Origin of the sequence: Edaphocola aurantiacus, from assembly GCF_019797745.1 — a bacterium.
In the GTDB taxonomy this organism is placed as follows: Bacteria; Bacteroidota; Bacteroidia; order Chitinophagales; family Chitinophagaceae; genus Edaphocola; species Edaphocola aurantiacus.
This window is the reverse complement of sequence record NZ_VOSI01000001.1, coordinates 403,553-427,457: the sequence shown is the minus strand read 5'-3', so window position 1 is coordinate 427,457 and position 23,905 is coordinate 403,553. Positions and strand designations below refer to the sequence as shown.

16 protein-coding genes are annotated in these 23,905 nt (G+C 46.0%); 6 read left to right on the top strand and 10 right to left on the bottom strand.

The features are described from left to right. Nucleotides 1–89: 89 nt before the first annotated feature. Nucleotides 90–5,390 (bottom strand): S8 family peptidase, encoded by a 5,301-nt coding sequence (locus FTD44_RS01760; protein ID WP_222164889.1) that lies wholly within the window; start codon nucleotides 5,388–5,390, stop codon nucleotides 90–92. A gap of 178 nt (nucleotides 5,391–5,568) precedes the next feature. Between FTD44_RS01760 and FTD44_RS01755 the strand changes: the two genes are divergently transcribed. After that, on the top strand, nucleotides 5,569–6,039 hold the full coding sequence (locus tag FTD44_RS01755) for a hypothetical protein (RefSeq protein ID WP_222164888.1): 471 nt from the start codon (nucleotides 5,569–5,571) through the stop codon (nucleotides 6,037–6,039). Between the two features lie 55 nt (nucleotides 6,040–6,094). Beyond that, nucleotides 6,095–7,099 carry a tetratricopeptide repeat protein gene (locus FTD44_RS01750; RefSeq protein ID WP_222164887.1) on the top strand — a complete coding sequence of 335 codons (1,005 nt, stop codon included), beginning with the start codon at nucleotides 6,095–6,097 and terminating at the stop codon, nucleotides 7,097–7,099. A gap of 5 nt (nucleotides 7,100–7,104) precedes the next feature. On the opposite strand, the gene FTD44_RS01745 is transcribed toward FTD44_RS01750, so the two are convergent. From FTD44_RS01745 to mltG, 3 genes are read right to left on the bottom strand one after another with little or no spacing between them, the layout of a single operon-like run. After that, nucleotides 7,105–7,713: a thermonuclease family protein gene (locus FTD44_RS01745; RefSeq protein WP_222164886.1), complete on the bottom strand. Its 609-nt coding sequence runs from the start codon at nucleotides 7,711–7,713 to the stop codon at nucleotides 7,105–7,107. A 9-nt stretch (nucleotides 7,714–7,722) separates the two neighbouring features. Beyond that, entirely contained in the window at nucleotides 7,723–9,204 is a 1,482-nt protein-coding gene (locus FTD44_RS01740) for an FAD-binding oxidoreductase (protein WP_222164885.1), read from the bottom strand. A gap of 8 nt (nucleotides 9,205–9,212) precedes the next feature. Next, nucleotides 9,213–10,226, bottom strand: coding sequence for an endolytic transglycosylase MltG (gene mltG, locus FTD44_RS01735; RefSeq protein ID WP_222164884.1), 1,014 nt, complete (start codon nucleotides 10,224–10,226; stop codon nucleotides 9,213–9,215). Between the two features lie 167 nt (nucleotides 10,227–10,393). On the opposite strand from mltG, the gene FTD44_RS01730 reads away from it, so the two are divergent. Together FTD44_RS01730 and FTD44_RS01725 are read left to right on the top strand one after the other, a co-directional pair. Next, complete coding sequence (locus FTD44_RS01730) at nucleotides 10,394–11,638, top strand: MORN repeat-containing protein (protein ID WP_222164883.1); 1,245 nt, start codon at nucleotides 10,394–10,396, stop codon at nucleotides 11,636–11,638. Between the two features lie 94 nt (nucleotides 11,639–11,732). Then, a complete protein-coding gene (locus tag FTD44_RS01725; protein WP_222164882.1) occupies nucleotides 11,733–12,224 on the top strand; it encodes a DinB family protein in 492 nt (163 codons plus the stop codon). Between the two features lie 46 nt (nucleotides 12,225–12,270). Here FTD44_RS01725 and FTD44_RS01720 read toward each other — a convergent pair whose 3' ends face one another. Then, the gene (locus FTD44_RS01720) at nucleotides 12,271–13,239 is read right to left on the bottom strand and encodes a helix-turn-helix transcriptional regulator (protein WP_222164881.1); all 969 of its coding nucleotides are present in this window, start codon (nucleotides 13,237–13,239) and stop codon (nucleotides 12,271–12,273) included. A gap of 97 nt (nucleotides 13,240–13,336) precedes the next feature. Here FTD44_RS01720 and FTD44_RS01715 point away from each other — a divergent pair, with 97 nt between their 5' ends. Then, a complete protein-coding gene (locus FTD44_RS01715) occupies nucleotides 13,337–13,816 on the top strand; it encodes a GyrI-like domain-containing protein (protein ID WP_222164880.1) in 480 nt (159 codons plus the stop codon). A 45-nt stretch (nucleotides 13,817–13,861) separates the two neighbouring features. Here the strand turns inward: FTD44_RS01715 and gmk are convergent, their stop codons facing one another. From gmk to fmt, 4 genes are all read right to left on the bottom strand, one after another. Further along, nucleotides 13,862–14,425 carry a guanylate kinase gene (gene gmk / locus FTD44_RS01710; protein ID WP_246625308.1) on the bottom strand — a complete coding sequence of 188 codons (564 nt, stop codon included), beginning with the start codon at nucleotides 14,423–14,425 and terminating at the stop codon, nucleotides 13,862–13,864. 20 nt (nucleotides 14,426–14,445) lie between these two features. After that, on the bottom strand, nucleotides 14,446–15,000 hold the full coding sequence (locus FTD44_RS01705) for a TlpA family protein disulfide reductase (protein ID WP_222164879.1): 555 nt from the start codon (nucleotides 14,998–15,000) through the stop codon (nucleotides 14,446–14,448). A gap of 47 nt (nucleotides 15,001–15,047) precedes the next feature. Then, nucleotides 15,048–16,529: a right-handed parallel beta-helix repeat-containing protein gene (locus FTD44_RS01700; protein WP_222164878.1), complete on the bottom strand. Its 1,482-nt coding sequence runs from the start codon at nucleotides 16,527–16,529 to the stop codon at nucleotides 15,048–15,050. Between the two features lie 65 nt (nucleotides 16,530–16,594). Further along, nucleotides 16,595–17,521, bottom strand: a complete 927-nt coding sequence (fmt, locus tag FTD44_RS01695) for a methionyl-tRNA formyltransferase (RefSeq protein WP_222164877.1) — start codon at nucleotides 17,519–17,521, stop codon at nucleotides 16,595–16,597. A 158-nt stretch (nucleotides 17,522–17,679) separates the two neighbouring features. Between fmt and FTD44_RS01690 the strand changes: the two genes are divergently transcribed. Continuing rightward, nucleotides 17,680–19,248, top strand: a complete 1,569-nt coding sequence (locus FTD44_RS01690) for an NAD(P)/FAD-dependent oxidoreductase (RefSeq protein ID WP_222164876.1) — start codon at nucleotides 17,680–17,682, stop codon at nucleotides 19,246–19,248. 727 nt (nucleotides 19,249–19,975) lie between these two features. Here FTD44_RS01690 and FTD44_RS01685 read toward each other — a convergent pair. Then, nucleotides 19,976–23,815 carry a trifunctional MMPL family transporter/lysophospholipid acyltransferase/class I SAM-dependent methyltransferase gene (locus FTD44_RS01685; protein WP_222164875.1) on the bottom strand — a complete coding sequence of 1,280 codons (3,840 nt, stop codon included), beginning with the start codon at nucleotides 23,813–23,815 and terminating at the stop codon, nucleotides 19,976–19,978. Nucleotides 23,816–23,905 lie beyond the last annotated feature (90 nt).

Genomic DNA, 23,905 nt, shown 5'->3' with positions numbered 1-23,905 from the left:
GCAATGGTTAAAAAAGCAGGGCAAAGATAAGACTTATTGCCGGGCAATTTTAACCATTACTGTATTATATCCCACTGGGAAACATTCGTTTATCTTGGATCGTAAACGATTTTATACTCCTGGGTCTGGCCACCGCTGTTCACCTTGATGATATAGATGCCGGATGCGCCTCCCATGTTTTTAAGCGATATTTTTTCTGAGCTGTTGAAGTCAGACTGGTCTACCCATCCGGTACGGATACGCTGACCGATTACATTATATAATTCCCAGCTGAAGCCTGATTGCTGCGGGTTATACCATTTGAAAACGATATCACCATCATGCGTCGGGTTAGGGTATACCTCAAAGGTTACCGGCAAACCGCTCCAGGTTACTTTCTTGACAATACTATAGAACACGCTGCCGTCAAAGCTGGTATACCTTACACGGTACAAAGCATATGGAGCATCCAGCACAGGAGTGTCCGTATAACTGTACTCATGTCCATTGACAGCAATGGCAGCCTCGGTATGTACCGTTCTGAACACACCGTCTTTACCGGCGCGCTGTACATTATAATGCAGTACATCGGTGTCCACAGTATTAGACCAACGAATCTTCGCCGTACGCTCATCATTTTTAACGGCATCGAAGGTAAGCGTATTCAGTGGTAGCGGATTATTACGGGTAATGCCGCCATCATTAAACCAGTATTCGCCAGCTTTGTCGGTACGGAACTGTGCATAATAGCCATTTGCATAAGGAATCCATAATACACTGTCGCGCGGTATGTAGCTGAATATACCGTTTGTGTCATCGGCCAGGGTATGGTTTAGTACCGCAGTATTATTGTCTGTATAGGTTGTGACACCTAGCTGGTAGACTTCTTTTGGATGAGAAGTGCAGGACGTACAGTTTGTAGCATTACGTACTACAGCCATCAGGGAATCCTTCACGAATAACTGCATCAGCACCGGAGCCGTAGGGGCGCTGGTCGTAACAAAGGCAAAGTTTCTCGGCAGGAAATACTGCTGTGCATCCGGGCTTATATAATCTGTATGCTTGTAAGACTGGAATTTTGCATTGGCAAATGATTGGGACAGCGGATCTATGTTGGCAGATATTTCTGTTGGTGTGCCAAATGCAGTATTAGCATTAAGCGTAACAACTGGTGCTGTAGCAAAGCTATCCTGGTCAAAAACAGTTTTCTGCAGGTCAAAAATATGTATATCATCAATGGCCAGACCTCCGAATTCCGCTCCCGGATCACTTTTTAATACCCATCTGAAGGTAATACTGCTGACTACCGGTAAGGGTATGCTGGCAACGGTCCAGTAGTTATTGGTTGCCGTTGCCCAGATGTTTTCCGTAGCATTGTCATACCAGTTATACCCTTGACCGCTGGCACCCAGTTTCTGCCAGTTCAGGCCACCATTCGTAGAGTATTCCATATACCCGCGGTCAAAAATCTCTGCACCGTTAGGAGCTTCAATTTCACGGAAGAAACTGAAACTGAGCATAGGATTGCTGAGGCTGCTTAAATTAAAGCAGGGACTGTAGAGGTAAGAGAGTTCATTAGAATTATAAGCGCCGGTAAGGTTCGTTTTCCAGGCTTTCGTGCCATTCGCTGCATGTGTAATGCCGATCGCATTTGGCGTACCATATGCCCAGGAGTTGTTCGTTCCTTCGCTGTAATAATAGCCATCATTATGCTCAAAGCCTTCCAGATAAGGGAAGCTGCTGATGACAGGCTGATTGTGCAGTTCAATATTGCTTAGCGTATCGTTCAGGTGGTAATTGTCGCTGTTATAGCTTACCCATACCTTAACCAGGTGCTTGCCCGGTGCAGATAGGTTCATAGCCTGCGCAAAGTTGTGCGTGATAGTATCTTTTGCGTTAATGCTTGCAATGGTTTCCGTCACGATAGATTGCTGATCTACCTGGTAACTGATGCTGATTGTATTGATCGCATGATTGACCAGGTTCGCCACATCTACACTCAGCGGCACAGCATTGCTCAATCCGCAGTTGAATTTGATAATATTATTGGCTTTGATCAGCGCAATATCATCCTGAACCTCGTACAATTTGAAATTATCAATCGTCAGGCCATTTCCATAGCCCATACTGCTGATCAGGGAGGTGTCTTTCTGCTGGATCATGATCTGTGTCGTGGCAGAGAACGTCTGTCCATTGGCCAGTAAAAGATCATTGATCGATAAAGAACCATAATTCCGGTCAGTGCCAACATAGTTGGTGTCAAAAGGAGCGATGCTGATCCAGGAAGCCAGATCATTACCCCTGATCATTACTTTGTTATCACTGTAGAATTTTGGTTTGCCATGCAGGACATAGTCAAAGTCAAACCGGATCTCATTATTGTTTATGTTATAAGAAGACAGGTTGAAGGTGCCGGCCAGTGTATTAACACTGCTGGCGTTAATATCAGCCTTTTGATTTATTTTATTATCAAGGCTTAACGATTTGTTTCCGCCAATAGTAATTTCGCCATCCACAAATGTGCGCATACGACCATTGATACCACTCAGGTCAAAGTCGAAGCGGTCTGCATTTGGAATTGCAAAAACAGCCTGTGTACTTTCCGCAGGAGCAGCGGTTTCAAAACCCTCATTAAATGCCGTAGCCAGGTTCATCGGTGGGTTGGCCACATGTCTTACCACTACCGTTTGGGTATCATTCATCGTCAAAGGATCGGTAAGGGCAAGGTTACGCACATAAGCATCAATGGTATAGCTGCCTGTAGCACTTAGGTTTAATCCCGGTACAGACAAGATAGTATTGCCTCCTGCATTAATGGAGGTGCTAAAATTGTTGATTATCCAGGAACCTCCGTTTATACGGTAGCCCACCTGGTAGTTATTGGCGACTGCATTATCCATATTCAGCACGCGTACAGTAAGCGTATTGCCGATAGGATTTGAACTGAAGGCACGGGCACTTACAGGGCTTAAAATACGGGTCAGCGCGAGGTCTCCGTGGTTAGTGATATTGTTACAGTTGCCATCATTAGGCATTCTGTTCAGGGCCAGTGCACGGATACCTTTTGCTCCGTTTGCGCTGGCAGCAACAGATACCCAATAAGTACTGTCTACAGATAATCCGCTGAATGTATAGCTGGTGCCAGCTGTGGAGTCCACAACCGCCATCACAGGCCCAATTTTACGGTAGAGGTAATATTTACTTACACCACCGATCGCAGCCCAGCTAATACTGATATTGCCAGGGCACTGATCTGTCGCTAAGGTCGCAACAGGGCGGGCAATTACGGCAAATGTTTCGGATACAGCACTCCCTGCATTCTGGGTTACGCGTATTTTGCATAATCCGGAATTAATACCCGCTGGTACAGCCCATGTTACAAATCGTTTATCATTGGTTGTACTGGCAATACTGTTCCAGCTGCCGCCATTATCTGTACTATATTCCACTGTATAATTTCCGGTGGCGGTTGGAGCAGCCCAGTGTACATATATAGTGGATCCCGCTTCCACTTTTGTTCCGGGACCGGGATAGGTTACTTTAATATCATTGGTTACAAACTGGTAGACCACACGGTAAGACTGACTTCCTGTTGGTACATTAAAGCCTGTTACATTGATAGTATAATTGCCGGCGGCCGGATTGTTGATCACCACCTGCTCTACATTGTTCAGGTGATCGGCACCCTCAACAGCAGTATCGGTTACATGCGCCGCTTCCGGGTTCAGTACCAGCGGAAATCGGGTAGGGCCGGATGGTGGGCTCACATTCAGGTCCAGGTCATTGACCAGTGCTTTGGCATTGACCGGAGAGGCCGGCACATCGTTCCAGTACAGCATGATTTTAAGCTGAGAAAGGTTGGCCGGTACCGTAAGGGCATGATTTTGCTGCGCGGCATGTGCAACCGTTTGCGACATATAGCGACTGTTATTAATGATCTCCAGCGCCTGGTCCACATCCATGCGGCCGAATCCGTAACGGAAATCCGGTCCGGGATTACCCAGATCGGTAGCACTGTTCATCAATATTGCTTTGAGCAGATCACTGGGGGGATATTGCCCGCCGTTCACTTGTTTGTATCGTTGTTGCAATAAAGCCGCTGCACCGGTCACATTCGGACAAGCCATGCTGGTACCGGTCGACAGGCCGTAGCCATTATTGAATACGGTAGACATAATCTGTACACCGGTAGCGGTAATCTCTGGTTTCAGCCGGCCATCCTTTGCCGGGCCACGGCTGCTGCCTGCACTGAGGATGTCTCCGTTCTTACCGGTATTGGCCACCACCAATGTGTTCTTCGCCGCCTGGTAAGACCCACCAACTGTTGCATAGCTTTGGGGATAAGCGCCGCAGGTGAGCAAGCCATCATTTCCGGCGGCAAATATGTTGAATAGTTGGGGTGAATTTAAGGCCAGTTGATCCAGGTACTGAGACGCCGCATCATAAGTGCCTGCATAGCCACAGTTACCTACAATAGCTGCATAAGAGTTATTGGTCAGCTTCATATTAAAGTCCTGCTCATAGCGAGGTGCCTGCGTAATGATCTGGCTGAAAAAATTATCGACCAGTGTTGCCCTTGGAGCAAAACCCTGGTACGATTCATTTACAATACCGCCGCCACCTACAGTTCCTGTAGTATGCAGTCCGTGAGAACTGTTCAGCATCGGATTGTAATTCTTTATCCGGTCATCATAGTCTATATGTGAGGGCTGACTATCATCGCCAACACCTACAGTAATACCATCGCCGGTCAGGTTAAACCCTGTCATATTCCGGGCCTGTTCTGCATCGGCAACGGCTATGGCGCCATCATTGAGGCTTCTGTCCTCAAATTTCGGTTCTATAGTCAGTATCGCCGGAGTCGCGGCAAGTGTCGTTAGCTGGTTATAAGCAACGGAAACAATCCATTTACGCTGGTTCTTCCAGTCCTGCTGAGGCGGTACGGTTGCAGATGCTCTTTTCAGTACAGCATCGATATCTTTTATATCCTGTCCCGCAGCCAGTGTAAGAAATACATTGACCTGTTCATTAGTGTTCTTACTCGCTAAGTACGGACTGATCTTGTCATCCGCTGCAACCACAGCCCAGTATTCAACCACATTCTTCAATGCACTCAGGTCCTTACTTTTTGTTACGATTGCGGAGAATGTATTATTGCCGATATATTCCTGCAAGTGAATGCCTGATGCAGCGAGTTTCTCCCGCGAAGGTGGTTTCTTAAACTGGAGGTATAGCTGCACCGTTTCTCCTGCTGGAGTAGCAGAAAATAATTTGTCCAGTCCGTTGCGTGCAGGTTGTACCGATACTATTCTGTTGCGTAAAGATACCGGTTGCTGTGCCGTAGCCAGAATAGAGCTACCCAGCAGGCCTGCACTTAAAAGAAATAATCGGGGTTTTGTGTATATTTTCATGGCCATAGACCGTTATTTATTTGATAGTAAATATAATCTTTATATACGAATCGGGGTAGGATATGCGGTAAATATGTTATTGTATGATTAAAAAGATTATGGGTATTGCAATTCTTATTTCAAAATATTATATTTGTTAGGAGTATGTTTTTAATAATTGCTTAAAATCATTTTATTTATGATATTTAATACTACCTCACGAATTAAATCAAAGTTTTCCCCCGACGCCATTAAAGATAAATTACTGGGACAAAGGGTGATGGTTCATCATTTAGATTTTGAAGTACTGGAGTCTAACGGTATGTTGAAAGTGATTCCTCATGCTGAAAATATAGACGGATTAAAAACATTACCTATTACCCACATCGAAATGCAACCCCAGACTGCAGAGACAACCATTACCATTAGCAGCAAACCCCGCAAGATTGATGTCGGCGGTTTGTACCTGATCTTAGCCTTTGTGGTGTTTATGTTTGCGGTAGCCGTATATTTCTGGAAAGCTTATCCCGATGAGACATTTATCGTGCCTTTATCCCTGTTGGGTGTGGGTGTGATTATTTTCATTGTATTCATGATACGGATGCAATCCGGGTACTATGATTATGTACGTAAAATCAGACATTTTTTACAGAGTAAGGTGAATTCCTAAACAACTCTTTTTAAAAAGAAATAGAATTTGTTCTTTTGTAACTCAATTGCGTTACATGAGAAACATTTTCTATTTTTTTTTATGCCTGGTCGTACTGAGTTCCTGCGGGGATAATGATGATGCGGGCACACAGCAACAACAACAGCTACCGGCTGCACTGGTCAATCCGATGATAAGACCGCTGACAGAAGCCATAGCCGCAGATACGGGCAATGCAAAACTATATTACCAGCGTAGTGTAGAACTGAATAAAATGGGGCAGGATAGCCTCACGCTGCAGGATCTGATGAAAGCAGTCGCATTGGCACCTGATAATATAGTGTACCGTGAATCGCTTACTTTTTTCCTGATTGATAAGAAGAAGGCTGCGCAGGCTATGGAACAGGTAAAAATACTACAGCAGAAAAATCCGAAGAATGCAACCTATACCTTACTGGAAGCAGAAGCGCATATGGCCGGTAATGAGCTGGCTAAGGCAGAAATAATCCTGAACGACCTGATGGCCCGTATGCCGGGAGAACCGGATGTGTTACTGGATGCGTCGCGTCTGAAAGCTGCACAGAAAGATACTGCACGGGCAATTGATTATGCAAAAAAAGTGCTGGAAGTAACCCCTAACTTCTTTGACGGATTGTACCAGCTGGCCGACCTGTACAGCGCAACCGGCAATGCAGAAGCATTGAAATGGTATGATAAAATTTACAAGCTGGATACCTTAAATCCTAATCCCCTGTATGATGCTGCTTTGTTCTATCAGCAAAAAGGTGATCTGGCTGCCGCAAAAAAATATTTTGTGAAAACAATTTATGTAGACAAAGACTTTACCGATGCATATATCCAGTATGGTAAAATATTACTGACACAGGATTCTGTAAGCAAAGCTGAGCGCCAGTTTAACATTGCTATAGAGGTAGCCCCTAACAGTGCAGAAGCATACTATCAGAAAGGCCTGACGCTGTTGAAACAAAATAAGAAAGCGGAAGCGAAAAACCTGTTTAACCAGGCGCTGGTATTTAACCGCAACCATATCGCTGCACAGGCAGCTTTAAAAGAATTATAAGCCGGTTATTTATCGGCCTGGTACAGGCGCAGCGCCGGATTGCGCTCCTGCTGCATTTTACGGTATTCCGCATCTGAAATGCCCGCGCGCCTGTACTTTCTTACCACCCAGGGTGGTGTAGGTTTGGGCTCGGCCCATAAGCCCTTCTTTGCAGTACGCGCCTGCGCTGCCAGATCAGCAAGATACTGTTCCTTATTGTATTGAATATAATGCCAGGCCAGACCTGCATGAAGCATCAGCTCAGAAATATCAGTTTTCCTTCCTTCCCGCATAATATATACCCTGGCTACGAACCGATTGTACTGATCCGTTTTGCGGATCTCACAGCGGACAGACTGGTTCAGTAACAGATCTGCCAGGTATTGCTTGGCTACCTTGTAATAGGGCATCCCTTTTTCCGGAGCATCGATTCCGTCGAGGCGGATATGATATTGTTTTTTATCAGCCGTCAGCAGCGTAAAGGTATCACCATCCGATACAGAAACCGACTTGCCGGTATACACCTTCTTTTCCGGTGCCGGTTGTTGCTGTGTTTTGCGTTGTTGGGCAGGAACAGGTAAGGTCGCAAAAAGACTGGTAATGCAGAGCAGGGAACTAATAAATCTTCGGGTCATGTTATGTTATCAGGGTAAGCTAATCGCTTGCGGGTACTGGAATATATTTTCAGGATCGTATTGTTGTTTTACTTTTTGCAGCGCAGCATAGTTGTCGCCGTAGTAAGCCTGTTGCCAGTTTTTGAAATTAATATCCGGGTAGTTGCGGTACTGTGCCTTAATACCGGCATCCAGTATTATATCCTGTATCTCCTGGAATGCTTTCAATAAAGGAGCTTCGCGTGCTGGTTGCTCCCAGTAAGCCTGCAGTTCGCTCAGGTAGGGCAGCGCCCGGTGCGGATAGCAGGATGCCTGCTCCATAGCTGTATTATTGATTGCGCCACCAAGGGTATTGATCTGGTAGATTAGCCCTTTGTTCTGTACCACTTTAGTAAAGATGCTTGTGGCTATCTGTTTAATGTCGTCAAAGTTGCGGTAAAGGCCTGCACTCGCGTTTTTAAACAGGATAGGCCCTTTGCGGCCATAGTAGCGTTTCATAGCCTGTGGCAGATGCTGATCCATCGTACGGCTTACACTATCTGCAATAGCAACAATTGGTTTAATCGCCTCTTCCAGCCTGCTGTTCGAGCCATAAGTGGTCGCCAGCACCGTAAGGGTACTGCCGTTCAATACAAAGGCAGAGAAAGCCTCCTGCGCCAGTGTTTCTGAAACCGTAAACCAGGTAGAAATTGCTTCTGTAAAACGTTCCGGTGTAAGGTTCCGGAATTTCAGCACAATACTGGTGAACGTTGCCGGCATAGGATGTGTTTTGAAGGTCAGTTTAGTGATCACCCCATAGTTGCCATTGCCACCACCACGGCAGGCCCAGAGCAATTGCTCATCTGCAGTATAGGATTTGCCGTCACCGGCTACCATCTGCACTTTTTTAAGGCTGTCGCAGGTAAGGCCATATTTACGGCTGAAGAAACCATAACCGCCACCGAGGGTAAGCCCAGAGATGCCTACTGTCCCGCAGCTGCCGGAGGGTATCAGTTGTCTTTTAGCAAATAGTGCTGCCTGTACTTCTTCCAGTACGCAGCCCGGTTCTATTGTAACCACATCATTCGCCTCCCAGGTTACTTTTTTCATCTGCGATACATTGATCACCATACCGCCGTCATTACCTGAAAATCCTTCAAAACTGTGTCCACCGCTCTTTACGGCTACAGGCATTTTTTGCTGTTTTGCATAATTTACGGCAAGGCTTACCCCTTTTTCTGTTTTACACAGGGCAATGTATTTAGGCATTTTTTTTACCCTTGCATTGAATGCTTTATTGAACACAGCATAATCCTTGTCAGAACGGGTGAGCAGGATTACATCAGCCGGATCAGCCTTGGTCAGGTCTATGGTTTCTTCACTCTTTTCTGGCAGCTTGCTGCCGGATAGGTCGGGTTTTCCGGTTGTTTTGGTTTCGTTGTTATTTCCGTTGCCGAAGCAGGAGATGAATGGCATAAAAGCAATGCCCAGTCCCATCATGCGGAGAAATTCTCTTTTGGTGTATGTTTTCATAAGGTATGCTATTTGATATTGTGTTCATCCAGCCAGGCACGATAGCGGGCTGCATTCTGCTCCTGCTCTGCAAGGGTACGGGCAAACCAATGGTAGCCCCGCTTTTGTGGATCAGCAACGAAATAGATGTAATCATGCTTTACCGGATTCAGTACCGCATCTATCGCCGATGGATTAGGCATACAGATCGGGCTTGGCGGTAAACCCCGGTTTAAATAAGTATTATATGGCGAAGCGATCTTCAGGTCATTATAATAAACCCTTGAAATTTTAGTGCGGAAACCGGACTGCATTTTCTTGATAAAGATGATGGTTGGATCGGCATCCAGCTTCATACCTATGCGCAGACGGTTCAGGTAAAGACCAGCCACTTTTGCCTGCTCGTCTTCTTTAGAAGATTCCAGTTGTACTATGGATGCCAGGGTAATCACTTCTTCAGTACTCATGCCAGCGGCCTGTGCCTTAGCCTGGCGATCACTCGTCCAGAACTGGTCAAATTCTTTTTTCATTTTTTGTGCAAAATCAGCACCGGAAGTATTCCAATGAAAGTTGTACGTATTCGGCATGAAGAAGTGGAGCATAGAAGGTGTGTCTACTCCTTGTGTATAAGCTGCAGTAGCAATGCTCTCCACGATCTGGGCAGAATCGGCCTCCAGGAATGGGGCCACTTTTCCGGCCAGCTCATAAATACTTGCATAGTTGCCGATGCGGATGGCTATTTCATCCTGCTTGCCCTGCTTGATCATATTGACAATCTCAGCATTGCTCATACCAGGTTTCAGGGTATAACGTCCCGGATAAAAATGCTGATCCAGCCCCTTCTGCCTGGCCACTTGTTTAAAGGTCGCATTACTTTTCAGTAAGGGCTGCACCGAATCCAGTATCTGCTCAAAGCGCGCGCCGGTAGGGATATACAGGTAACCTTTCTGCGCAACATTATTAGCATAGCGCAGCATATAAAAATAGCCCCCTGCAGCCAGGGCGGCGACAGCAATAATGCCGATCAGGATCTTTTTGTTCATTGTATAATTACCTGTTTACCAAAACCAAAAGTAAGGAAAAAAGATGCGAAAAATTTGCCAAACTATGCGCAAAGCACAGCAAGTTTTACACATATTTACAGGAATAGAAACTATTTTTGATACCTGTCCTTAGAGACTATTTTTATCACCAGTGCTACGATTAAATCATGAAAATTATATCAGCAATTTTAAGTTTACTCTTACTCCTTTCCAACCCGTCTTATGCACAGGATGCTACCGGGAAATGGATGAAGGACAAGCGGAGTGGTTGTTCCGTATGGATTGCACCACAATATGCCACCGACAGCATAAGCTGGAGCGGTAAGTGTACAAAGGGTAAGGCAGAGGGTCCCGGAACGTTACAGTGCTTTGTACAAGGCGAACCTAAATCTCAGTATACAGGAATGATGCAGTCGGGAAAGCCGCAGGGAGAAGGGGTGTATACTTTTGGCTCAGGATTGAAGCTGGAAGGCCATTTTGAACAAGGGGTATTCCTCAATTTAAGAAAGGACTGTCTGGCTGCATTAAAAAAGCAGTACATCCCGGTGGAAGATGAAACTAATTTTTATATCGGAGACGAAAATGACCGCCGTTTATATTATCATGCACTGGTGCCTGCCGGAACGGTTAAGGGGTTTATAGTGTTGCTGCCGGGTACCTGGCAAAGTACCGAACACCTCATCAGCAGTGCGAAGGCTATCTGTGAGCTGGCCTATGATCAGGGTATTGCCGTGATTGTCCTCTCCGTAAATCAGCGGATTACGCTTACTGATGAGTTACGCTCCGTAATGAATACCATGATTTCAGATGCGATGATACAATTTAAATTGCCCCAGGATAAATGTGTAATGGGCGGCTGGTCTGCAGGTGGCCTCTTTAGCCTGAGGTATACAGAGCTGGCCAATGAGCAGCCCGGCAAAACGGCGGTCAAACCTCTGGCAGTCTTTAGTTGTGACGGTCCCTGTGATATTAAAAACATCTATTACAGTTTTCAGCGTAAACTGAAGCAACAGCCCGGAGCTGCAGAACCGACCTATGGTATAAGGGAGCTGGAACAATACTGTGGTGGTACGCCGGATGCAGTACCGGAGCGGTATGTATATTATTCCTGCTATAGCCATGATCAGCCTGAAGGTGGTAATGCCCGCTTCCTGAATAAAACTGCAGTGCGCATCTATAACGACGTTGATCCTGTCTGGTGGATGGAAAACCGTGGAGTAGATATGTATGAACTGAATGCACTGGATCAGACGGCAATGATCATTGCTTTGCAGCAAATGGGCAATACACAGGCCGAATTCATCAATGCTTTTGGTAAAGGCTACCGTATAGAAGGTTTCCGGCATCCGCACTCCTGGTCAATCATCGATCCGGAGGAATTACTACAATGGATAAAGGAACAACTGAAATAATGTGGCGTAATTTTGTGGGGTCGTTTTTACTGCTGACATACCCTTGTCACAGGGCCATTCTACCTTTGTGTTGTAAACATTAAAACCAAATATTATGACACAGCAAACACTGACACAACCGTCTGTAATCCTGACACCTGAAGCATTATTAAAGCACTGGCAGGGACATCGTAACCTGACCCGCAGAGTGATCGAAAAATTCCCGGAACATGAATTATTCCATTTCTCTATCGGTGGTATGCGTACTTTTGCACAACTGGCTACAGAATTGTTGAGCATTGCCGGTCCTTCACTGCAAGCGATCGTTGCGAATGACGAAAATCCGTATACCGAAGAGCGATTTACCTGCGATACCAAAGAGGCTTTATTACAGAAATGGGATGAAGAAACGGAGGTGATCAATACTTATTACGCACAGATTCCTGCAGAGCGCTTCTCAGAAGTATTTAACCTGTTTGGTCAGTACAAAAATGAGATCATTCAGAGCATCTTTTACTTCATCGATAACGAGAATCACCACAGAGGCCAGGGTTATGTATACCTGAGAGCCCTGAATATTGAGCCACCATTCTTCTGGGAAAGATAAACAGCAATATTTTTTAATACTATTTCACGCAAAAGCCGGGGTGTTTCTACGCCCCGGCTTTTGCGTGGCGCTGCTGAATGTTATGCGTCAGTTTAAGCAGGTATGTATTCAGAATTTCAGGAGCAATGACGGTTGCTTTATCGGCAAACATCATCATCCAGCGGGAAAAGTGCTGCTCTATATCACCGATCATAAAGGTCATCTCTATACCATCCGCCACTTCCCGCTGAGATACAAAGCCATAGTGCAGTTTGGCCTGGGCAATGTATTTGGCCGTATTGCGGTCTACTACAATAATAACTTTTTCCTTTGCACAATCCGTATTGTCCTGGCGATGCTCCTCCAGTTTGCCATGTTCCCGGCTGAAGGGCTGTTCGGTAATCTGCATAGACAAAATACGATCGGTACGGAACTGGCGGTAATCTTCCCGCAACAGGCAATAGCCCAGAATATACCAGCTGCTGTACTCGTAGAAAATACCCACCGGCTCAATAACTCGCTCAGTCTCGCTATCCGAAAATGCACGGTATTGCATGCGTAGTTGCTTTTTGCTTACGATGCACTCCAGTACCAGCTCCAGCGCATTGGGTACCGTGTTTGGTGCCCGGTCTTTGCGTGCGTGTACCGCAATGTTAGATGATACCCCTTCCAGCATTTCCTTTTGTGTACTGCGCAGTACCGATTTGATTTTAGTCATGGCCGATTCATAATGACGGCCAATGCCTTTATCGCTGAGTTGCAGCATCAGCTTCTCGGCTGTCACAAAGCTCATCGCTTCCTCTCTGCTGAACATAACCGGCGGCAAACGATAACCCTCCATGATACTATAGCCCAGACCCGGTTCTCCGATCACCGGCACACCAGCCTTTTCCAGGGCCTGTATATCCCGGTAGATGGTACGCAGGCTCACATCAAAGCGCTCGGCCAGGTCACTGGCTTTTACAACTTTCTTGGACTGCAACTGGATCAGTATCGTAATGATGCGGTTAAATTTCTTAAGGCTTTCGTCGTTCATAGAATCATGCAGATGAGTAAAAATGAATGCTGAAAATTACTTCTTTTTTGCCAATAGCCGGATAACGGTTACATTCGTCCGTAAAAATTATATGCTTATGGAACCCCAGGTTGTCATGCTGGAACCGATACGGATAGGAGGCTACAGTACTCAGACATCTTACCTTGTTAATACCCTGGCACAACTATGGGGACGATTTATGCCACAACGGAAGCAAATACAATTACCGGCCGACGATAACCTGTATTCTGTTGCTGTTTATCCGGAAGATTTTTTTGAGGGTATGCAACCGGGCAAGCTGTTTGAGCGCAGAGCGGCGGTATGCATGAACGAAGCAACGGTATTGCTGCCGGATATGGAAGAATGGATCATTCCGGGTGGCTTGTATGCCGTTTTTCGGCATGTAGGTGCACATACCGATATGCGTACGATTGACTATATTTTCCGGGAATGGTTGCCGCAGAATGGTTTTTATGCGCTGGATGCAAGACCTCATTTCGAGATACTAGGCGCAAAATATAAACAGGGCGATCCTGCCTCGGAAGAAGATATTTATATCCCGGTAAGAAAAAAGTGAGGCACTGTAACAGCGCCTCACTTTTTTCCTATTTAATAGATCATCTTACTCATGCAGGAAATTTCCGATCAGCCTGGAAACCTCTGCGACTGCATGCTCCAGCGTGTCGTTAATAACCGTATGGTCGAAATGCGGTGCAAAGGTCAGTTCAGATGCCGCTTTTTCAATGCGTTCTTCAATAGCCTCCATTGGGTCCGTACCTCTTGATATCAAGCGCTTACGTAATTCTTCAACAGACGGAGCCTGTATGAAAATAGATAAAGCCTGTTGTTTGTATTGTTTTTTTACATTTATAGCACCCTGTACATCTATGTCAAACAAAGGTACATGGTCTTCCTGCCAGATACGGTCCAGCTCTGATTTGAGTGTACCATAATACTTGCCGGCATATACCATTTCATATTCTACAAATGCATCTTCCTTGATCTTTTGCTCAAACTCTGCCACGGTTAAGAAATAATAATCCTCGCCATGCTGCTCACTGCCTCTCGGGCTGCGGGTACAGGCCGATATAGAGAAGCAGATCTGGGGGAAAGACTTTAATACTTCTTTAATAATAGTAGACTTGCCCGATCCGGAAGGGGCAGTAATAATTAAAATTTTACTCAAAATATAATGTGCTTGTCAGTTTAGAAAATGCCCAGGAATTTCTTCTTTTTACGGGTAGATACTAGCTTTTCGATATCGGGAATGGCCTGGTCAGCTGTCAGGTAAGTGCCGATGATTTTGCCATTAGGGTCCAGCAGAAATGCCTGCGGAATAAATTGCACACCGTAGATGTCGGCTGCTTCCGATTGCCAGGACTTCAGATCACTGATGTGGTTTTTCCAGTACAGGCTATCTTTCGCAATAGCCGTGGTCCAGGCCTCTTTATTATTGTCCAGGGATACACTCAGGATGTCAAATCCTTTCTTCGCACCGGTGAAGTTCTTTTTAGAATAGGTAGTATAGAATTTAACCAGGCTTGGATTCGCTCTGCGGCAAGGGCCACACCAGCTTGCCCAGAAATCAACCAGCACATAACGGCCTTTATTCAGCGATTTCAGGCTGAGGGTCTTGCCTTCAGGATTGCTGAAAGATAACTCAGGAGCCTGATCACCTACTTTTATTTTCTGGTTAGTGTACTGCGCCATGGCAGGTACCGCACTGAATAATAAGAAAGCACAAAGTAATTTTTTTATCATGATTGTATTTGTTTTCAGGGATTAAATATAATTACAAGTATAGGCTGTTATTCATAACAGCCTATACTTGGTGGATTATTTCTTGGCGTTCCGTCCATATCCAGGCCAGCCATACCAGAGAAGGTAATGCCCGCACCTTTGGCCGGAGAACCGGTTTTTAAATGATAGTCGTTAAAGTGCAGGTTATTGGCATTGGTATTTTCAAACAAAGGATCCTGGTTCAGGAGTACACTTTGTTGTGTCACCCAGGATGGCAGGGCAGCATTGCTTCTGATCAGGCAGTGGTCCAGGGTCACCTGTGCGGTGAAATCATCTACCTTATTAGGGAAGAACTCATCCTCCATATTACCATAAATAATACAGTTACGTAAAGTCAGGAACAGGTTGCCACCAATATATGCATTGTTGCCTGTGCTGAGGAAGTTTAATGCAACCATGCTGTAATGCTTGTCTGTAGCGGTATTGATTCTGCTGGCAAAGCCGGCAATGGTACAGCCGAAGAAGTCATAACGGCCACCTTGTATCAGGGCTACATTCTCTTTGGCACAGGCAAAGAACAGGTTATTTTCCGATTTAATGCTGGAAGCAAATGCCAGTAAGCCATAACCACCCGAATTCCGGATCGTAGAATTGGTAATCGTCAGTTTCGGAGTGCCATTGTTAACCGTATCAGGATCTACCTGCAGGCTGGCATCAGTAATCACATTTTCACCCAGCATGGTACTGGCTCCGCCGTTTTTCAGCAGCAGGTAATTGATCGTATTGTTATAGCTTGTTTTCAGGAGATTGATGCCGCCCCATTCACCGCCAACACCATTGACGAAGTCCTCATCATCAAAATAAACCCTGCGGTCTATACGATCACCCTGGAATACTACACTGTCGTTTTTGGTGCCGTTTACTTTCAGCGTACCCTGCACAAACAGGCGTGAATCGGCATGCACATATACTCTTGTACCTGCATTGAGGGTCAGGGTATGTCCTTCTTCCACAAGAGCATTTTTAATGATCACATAAGGCCTGTTCTTTGTCCAGGTCTGTGTTTGCAGTACACTGTCGGTCACATAGATTGCATTCTGTCCGTAAGCCAGTACCGGTAAGGTAAAGTCCTGTCCGTTTACACGGGCCACGATACGATCCTCTACGATAAACGGATTGTCGGTATTGGTCGGATCGATGAATACAGAAGCAAATACATACAGGCTGTCATTGCCTTCTATAGATACATCGGAAACCGATTTTCCGGATACCCCGTTTACATTCAGGAAATATGGAGAGGAACTGCCTCTGAACAGCCGTATAGATTCGATTTTCAATCTTTCCTTTTCTTTATTGATAATCTTGATACTGCGGGTAGAGGTACCCATTGCCGTAAAGACGGTATCAAACAGCAGGGTATCCTGCGAGAACGCAATAGTGCCGCCATTGGTGCGGAAATTGTCCCTGCGGATACAGGAGCTATTGTACAACCAAAGCCATGCAGTGATGCAGAGCAGTAAAGGGAAACTATATTTTTTGATCAGCGACATGAATATTCAGGTAATATGTGATTTACTATTGATAAACGCAAATATAGGACTTCTAATTATGTATACTAAAACCGGTATCCCCTCAGGAAGTCCGCTACAGGCATCTTTTTCTTGCCTTCGTACTGCACTTCAGTACAGGACAACCAACCGTCCGGTGTCGCAAATCTCAGATAAGTCTTACCATCGCTGTCTGCAGTACCCGGTGCAACCTCATGTGCAGCTGTTGCTGCATTGGAGCTGAATATCTTCAGCTGCTTATCGCCGAGCGTGGTAAATGCCGTCGGTACAGGTGCCAGTCCCCGTATCAGGTTATGAATAGCCATAACCGGCTGGTTCCAGTCAATGCGACAGGTTTCTTTGAATATTTTCGGGGCATGCGTCTCTTTATCTACCAGGTGCTGTGGCTGCTCCTTAATGCCGCCTTCCATCAATCCGTTAATCGTTGTGACCAGGAGTTGGGCGCCGGCCTGCATTAATTTGTAATACATCGTTCCGAAATTATCTTCCGGTAAGATGGCTTCTTTATGTTGCAGCAGGATGTCTCCTGTGTCAATCTCATGTTTCAGTTGGAAAGTAGTGACACCGGTTTCTGTCTCCCCGTTGATGATAGCCCAGTTGATTGGGGCAGCACCACGGTAATAAGGCAATAAGGAGCCATGCACATTGATGGTACCCATAGGAGGCATATTCCATACCGCTTCCGGCAGCATGCGGAAGGCTACAACAACCTGCAGATCTGCATTGTAGCTGCGTAGTTCCGCAAGGAATTCAGGATTTTTCAGTCTTTCCGGCTGCAATACCGGAATGTTCTGGCTTACGGCATATTCTTTCACGGCTGATGCTTTCAGCTGCATCCCTCTGCCAGCCGGCTTGTCCGGTGCGGTAACAACAGCAACTACCCGGAATCCGTTTTCTACCAGTGCCTGTAAAGAAGCTACGGCAAAATCAGGTGTGCCCAGGAAAACAATCTTTATTTGTTCCTTATTCAACATGTTGCGAAGTTACTGAAAATGAGGCAGAGCACACAGCAGCGCGCGTCTCTGAAGTAAAAAGTGAAAAGCCAGGAGGGGAAAATGGGATTTATAGTACTGAAAAGTGGAGCATATTTTCAAACCGTTGCCGATTGAAAGGATAATATTATTTTTGCAGGATGCCACAAAAAGTAGACATCAGGGTAAGCCCGCAAATGGCCCAGGACGAGGAGCAGTTTAAAAAAGCATTGGCACAGAAGCTTAATGTTGCACCCCGTCGTATAAATGCATACCAGATCTTACGCCGTTCGATTGATGCGCGCAGCCGCAATATCCTGGTGCAGATGCAGGTAAATGTATTTGTGGAGGAGCCGTTTCAGGATGCTTATGCTTTTAGCCCGGCATTACAGAAGGTAGAGCATGCCCGTCCGGTAATAGTCGCCGGAGCCGGACCTGCAGGCCTTTTCGCAGGATTACAATTAATAGAAAAGGGCCTGAGGCCGATCATCGTAGAACGGGGAAAGGATGTGCGTAACCGCCGCCGTGACCTTGCTGCCATGAATAAACAGGGAATCGTAAACCCCGAGTCGAATTACTGTTTCGGTGAGGGTGGGGCCGGTACTTATAGTGATGGAAAACTCTATACCCGTTCGAATAAACGAGGTAGCATTTACCGCAGCCTGCAATGGTTTCACTACTTCGGTGCTACAGAGAAAATCCTGTACGAAGCCCATCCGCATATCGGTACCAATAAATTGCCACATATCATCGTAGCCATGAGGGAGGCCATAGAAGCCTGTGGCGGACTGGTATTGTTTGATACCAAAGTGACCGACCTGGTGTTGGAAGGAGATACACTGAAGGGTGTAATGGTTAATGAAAATGAACAGATCCTGGCTGATGCACTGATATTGGCCACCGGACACTCTGCCCGTGATATTTTTGAATTACTGCACCGTAAAAATATTAGTATTGAAAGTAAGCCTTTCGCTTTAGGTGTACGGATCGAGCACCAGCAGGCACTGATCGATGCTACACAATATCATTGTCCGGTCGATCAGCCGCGGAGCGAATACCTGCCTCCTGCCTCCTATGGACTCGTTAGCCAGGAGCTGGATCGTGGTGTGTTTTCGTTCTGTATGTGTCCAGGAGGCATTATAGCTCCAGCCAGTACGACAGAGGGTGAGCTGGTGGTGAACGGATGGTCTCCATCCAAACGGGACGGAACTTTTGCCAACTCCGGTATGGTAGTAACTGTCGACGAACAGGACTTTGCCCGTTACGGATTTACCGGACCATTGGCCGGGATGCAGTTCCAGCAGATGGTAGAGCGTAAAGCCTGGCAGGCCGGTGGCGGAAAATTGGTGGCCCCTGCACAGCGCATGACTGATTTTGTACGCAATAAAGTGTCCAATACGCTACTGGATTGCAGTTACCTTCCGGGTACCAATAGTGCCCTGATGAGTGAGATCCTGCCTGAAGAAGTATACAATTCTATGGTCAAGGCTTTTGTCAGTTTCGGGAAAAAGATGAAAGGTTATTATACCGAAAATGCAATGATTCTGGCTACGGAATCCCGTACCTCGAGCCCGGTACGTATTCCTCGAAATGAGGATAGTCTGCAGCATCCGCAGATCAAAGGATTATTTCCTTGCGCAGAAGGTGCCGGTTATGCCGGTGGTATTATCTCTGCTGCAATGGACGGGGAGAAAGTGGCCGGCAAGGTCTGGGAATATTACCAGGATTAACATATTGAAACGACATAAAACATTAGCGGCCCCAAATTCTGGGGCCGCTAATGTTTTATACAACCATTGCGGACAAAAACGGGTCATGGTATTCCGGTATGGAGAATCCATTTCCGGAAAATGGAATATATAATAGTGTTTCATTGTTGTAAGTGACTGATTTTCAATTGTTATTTGTTTTGGCACACTATTGGCATATATCATATTGTAATCAGTAGTGAACTTTACAGATTTAAGTATAGGGGTTAATTATAGTATGAAGTAATTTTTTTAGTATTCTTCTTTACAGAATCAGACGGAGCTGTATGATTTGTAACAAAATATTTTGGGAAAGACCATAACATAGAGGAGTAAATGCAAAAAGCGCCGGAGTGTCTACTCCGGCGTTTATTTTTTTGTACTGTCTGAACTTGGTATTTCGATTGTATCAGCACTTGCTTAACTATCCTGATAAAGTCGGACGCCGGATTTATCAGGCCTTTCGAGCGATCTGTATGGTACGGATCGCTTGTTGTTTTCATCACAGCGATAGCCATTTTGAAGTGGAGCTGCGATCGTTGAGCACCGAACGGATCACACGTTAAGCTCAGACGATCAATGCACGCAATGGTACAAAATGGCGGTGATATGCAATCGCCTTGATGAAAACAAAGGCATTTTTGGTCCTTTTGTTGCCGGACAAAAGGACGGATAAAAGAGTTGACTACATGTGGACAGACAGTAAATATTAATTGCTTTTTCTTAGTACAAAGATCAGGTTACTGGTACGCTTGGTATTGTCAATGACCTGTACACTCATTCCTTTTGCCAGGGCCCATGCTTCGATAGATTGCTGGCTGAGGAAATGAAGTTCGTTCTGCGTTTTATTAAACCCGATAATCTGTGTAGAATATTTTTCAGTTTGTTCTGTTCCCTTATGTCGCTCCGACAGTTCTGTTACCCCGTCACGGATGATCAGCATACCCTCCGCATTCAGTGCGGCATAGCAGCGATCCAGCAATGCCTCTTGCTGTTCCGGTAACAGGTAGTGCAGTACATCACTGATGATGATGCCATCACAAGGATTCAGTGTATACTGGTTCAGGTCTGCATGCTCGAAGCAGATGCGTTCTGGGTCACGTTTGTAGTTATGTTGTGCTGTTACGATTTTGTCCTCATCATAATCAACACCGGTAAATACTCTGCTATTAGCTGCCCAGTGCAGCATGTAGGTCATAAAACCATATCCGCAGCCAAGGTCATAAAAGGTTCCGGTGCGTGGCAGTAAATTATGAAATACCTCGTAATTACCTTCCAGCTTGCTTTTAATGCGGCAGTACCATTCTACTACTGGTCCTTTGTAGGTATAACTACGGATCAGTTGTTCACGGAAGTAAGACGGTGTTTCGTTTTTGATTTTTTCCTGTTCAAATTCGGCTTTGAAAAAACGCGAAATGCTTTTGCTGCGTTCTTTAACCGTTTCTCCCCAGCTTCGGTCTTCGTAACGGATAGGGGCCAGGCCCAGTACACGGCAGGTTCCGTCCTTCAGCAGAAAATCACCTTTCTGCATGGAGTAATGCACTCCATGTAAAATGATCGGTACAATATCCAGCTTTAATTCCTCTGCAATATAAAATGCTCCTTTATGGAAGCGGCCCATCTTATCCGTTTTGGAGCGGGTGCCTTCCGGGAATACAACAATACCGTAGCCCCTGTCAATAAGGCTTTTCAGCGGGGTAATACTCTCTTCGGCACCATCAGCCACGGGGTAATACTCAGCCATACGCACCACTGCACCAAAAATAGGGGAGTGATAGGTCCATTTATTGGTCAGTAAAACCAGTTTAGGATGCAGCATGGTAGTGATCAGGATGTCCAGGAATGAGCTGTGGTTTGCGATATATACCGCAGGCTTGTCGAAATTGATATCCGGGTGAAAGCGAACAATCTTTGTGAGATTGGTCATGATATACATTACACTGCGGGTATATTTACTCAGGAATGCATGGAATACATATTTACCCCGGCGTTTACCGATAATGTTCAATTTGATCAGGAAGAAGCCGGAGATGCTCACAATAATACATCCCAGTACAAAATAGGAAAAGGAAAATACAGACTTGGCAAGGCTCCAGAGTGTAAAAGGCATAAAGCCTTTGTCAGCCCGCTTCTGAATCAGGAAATTGAACAGGAACGGTTGTAATACCTGTGAGATAAATACTACGCAGACCAGTCCGACTACAGAGATCAGCGCAATGGATTGCAGTGCCGGATGTTGCGCAAAAATCAGTGTGCCCAGTCCGGTAACGGTGGTGAGTACAGACAGGTATACCGCAGAGCGGGCAGAACGGATATGGTTCTTGCCCGTACGGTATTTTTCCATAAGGCTGTCCATCATGAAAATGCTGTAATCATCTCCCAGACCGAATAACAGGGTCGCAATGATGATGTTGACAATATTAAAGCTGATGCCCAGCAGCGACATGATGCCTAATATCCATACCCAGGAAATGGCCATAGGCAGGAAGGAGATCAGAGCCAGTTCTATACGTCCGTAAGCGATCAGTAGTGCCAGGAATACCAGGCTCCCGGAGATCAGCAGTATTTTATTAAAATCATTCTGGAGCAGATCCAGTAAGCGTTCTGAGACAGATTGACGATCGGTTACCGTAATGTTTTTCTGCTGCCCTAATGTTTGAAGCACTTCTTTCCGGTGTTCCGGAGCTACTTTAAGGGTAGCGATGGTAAAGTATTTACCATTATCCTCAGCATAAGAGCTGGGTAATATGCTTTTGAAGAAGCTGATCGTTGCGGTATCAAAAGGCGTATAGGTTTGGGTAAGGGTTTGCTCCAGTCCGTCAAATGCATCTGCACTGAAGCCTGCCTTTGTGCTTTCTGCGCGTACTGTTTCCGTAACGGCTTTTACTTTTTCCGGTGTCCAGTATGCCTGCCAGCGGGCAATGCGTTTTTGCTGTTCTGCTTCAGAAGGTAGTATACTTACGGGGTTAATTGTTTTGCGGATAGCGCCTTTTTGCGCCAGTTGCTGCAGACTGTTTACCTGTGCTTCCAGGGTACGGGAAGAGCTCTCCGCTGTTGCTCCTTCTGCCACCAGGAACACCGAACTCAGTGCAAAGGCATTGTCTTTATTCAGCGATTCCTGAGCCGCCTGCAATTTCGGGCTCATATAGTTCAGCTTCATCAGGTCTCCGTCAAACTGTACTTTTTTGGCAAAGATCCATAAGACCGGTGTCAGCAGGATCACCAGTGCCAGCAACCATTTATTGCCTTCCGGACGCAGGTTGGCGAGCTTGTCAATCAGGTTTTCTTTCGGAGCAGTGACCGGTTTTTCTTTAGGACTAAGGTGTGGCAGGAAGATGAGGGTAAATAAGGAGGCGCCTAACAGGCTGAATGCGGCAAATGTACCCAGGTCTTTCAGGAGAGGGGCATGTGCAAAGCGCAGGGCAAAGAAAGCGCCTATGGTGGTAATCGCACCCAGTGTCAGCGGGGCGGTCAGGCTTTTTACATTCTCTCTCCGGTCCGGATGCGTACGGGCATGGCTCATAAAGTGCACCGAAAAATCAACGGCAATACCCAATATGATGGCACCGGCACCAATCGCGATGATGGAAACCGTTCCCTGGATTAATGCTGTAGCAGCCAGTCCCAATAAGGCTCCGAAGGCTACCGGTATAATGATAATCAGCGGGGTACGCTTTCTGCGGAATACATAATAGGTGAGGGCGAGCAAAAGCACAATCGTTATGCTTAAGGTCAGTATCGTATCACGCTGCATCTGGTCTGCATTGGCTGCGGCAACGGCCACGCCTCCGAAATATTCGGTCGCGATGCCGGGATGCTGTTGTTGGAAACCAGATATGATTTTATCCAGCTCCCTGATGAACTGCTTGTTCTTTCCGGTTTCGCCTGAAGCATATCGGGGGGTAAGGAAGAAGGTGAGTTTGCTTAAGGTACTATTAAATATATATCCGTTGTACAATTCGTAATTGGGATCAAAACTCAGGGCTTGCATTTTGGCAAAGGCCAGGGGCATCATGCCTACAGGGTCGGCAGCAATCCAGTTTTTGGCTACCATGCCGGCAGGGGAGAGCAGGAGTTTGTGCTGCTGGTCCAGGCTGCTGCGCAATTGTGCCGGTTGTGTAAGGCTGTCTATTCTTTTATAATCCTCCTCTGTCAGGAACAAGGGCAGGTACTGCATGGCCAGGTCAGAAAATTGTTGCTCCTTATTGTCATCGTTACGGCTCTGGATGCTACTGATGTACTGAGGCTGTAAGGCAGCCATTTTATGCTCCAATGCTTCCTGTAAGGCAATCAGGCTGTCCGGGTTTTGCAGGCTTGTATCGGTAAAGTGCATGGTAAAGACCAGTTGCTCGCCGGTCTTTGTCTTGTTCAGGATCTGGCTCATGGCCTCTATACGGGTATCATGAGGGATCATTTTATTTATATCATTCTCAAAACGAATGCGGCTGGCGCCGAAACCAATGAGTATAAAACAAAAGCACAGCAGTATCCAGTAGGCGCTGCGGTGCTTCTGGAAGTAGTCGAAAATATGTAGAAAAATGTTTTGCATGATGTCAAGGCGGCAAAAATAATTGTATTATCTGAAACCAATAAGTATTGATGCTTAATAATTAAAATATGATAATGTGTACAACTATTT

Coding starts and splice junctions, on each gene's coding strand:
- FTD44_RS01700 (WP_222164878.1), bottom strand. CDS start 16,529: ATGTCGCTGATCAAAAAATATAGTTTCCCTTTACTGCTCTGCATCACT.
- FTD44_RS01745 (WP_222164886.1), bottom strand. CDS start 7,713: ATGACCCGAAGATTTATTAGTTCCCTGCTCTGCATTACCAGTCTTTTT.
- FTD44_RS01720 (WP_222164881.1), bottom strand. CDS start 13,239: ATGAACGACGAAAGCCTTAAGAAATTTAACCGCATCATTACGATACTG.
- fmt (WP_222164877.1), bottom strand. CDS start 17,521: ATGTTGAATAAGGAACAAATAAAGATTGTTTTCCTGGGCACACCTGAT.
- FTD44_RS01760 (WP_222164889.1), bottom strand. CDS start 5,390: ATGAAAATATACACAAAACCCCGATTATTTCTTTTAAGTGCAGGCCTG.
- FTD44_RS01705 (WP_222164879.1), bottom strand. CDS start 15,000: ATGATAAAAAAATTACTTTGTGCTTTCTTATTATTCAGTGCGGTACCT.
- FTD44_RS01740 (WP_222164885.1), bottom strand. CDS start 9,204: ATGAAAACATACACCAAAAGAGAATTTCTCCGCATGATGGGACTGGGC.
- FTD44_RS01750 (WP_222164887.1), top strand. CDS start 6,095: ATGAGAAACATTTTCTATTTTTTTTTATGCCTGGTCGTACTGAGTTCC.
- mltG (WP_222164884.1), bottom strand. CDS start 10,226: ATGAACAAAAAGATCCTGATCGGCATTATTGCTGTCGCCGCCCTGGCT.
- FTD44_RS01725 (WP_222164882.1), top strand. CDS start 11,733: ATGACACAGCAAACACTGACACAACCGTCTGTAATCCTGACACCTGAA.
- FTD44_RS01730 (WP_222164883.1), top strand. CDS start 10,394: ATGAAAATTATATCAGCAATTTTAAGTTTACTCTTACTCCTTTCCAAC.
- FTD44_RS01755 (WP_222164888.1), top strand. CDS start 5,569: ATGATATTTAATACTACCTCACGAATTAAATCAAAGTTTTCCCCCGAC.
- FTD44_RS01685 (WP_222164875.1), bottom strand. CDS start 23,815: ATGCAAAACATTTTTCTACATATTTTCGACTACTTCCAGAAGCACCGC.
- FTD44_RS01715 (WP_222164880.1), top strand. CDS start 13,337: ATGGAACCCCAGGTTGTCATGCTGGAACCGATACGGATAGGAGGCTAC.
- FTD44_RS01690 (WP_222164876.1), top strand. CDS start 17,680: ATGCCACAAAAAGTAGACATCAGGGTAAGCCCGCAAATGGCCCAGGAC.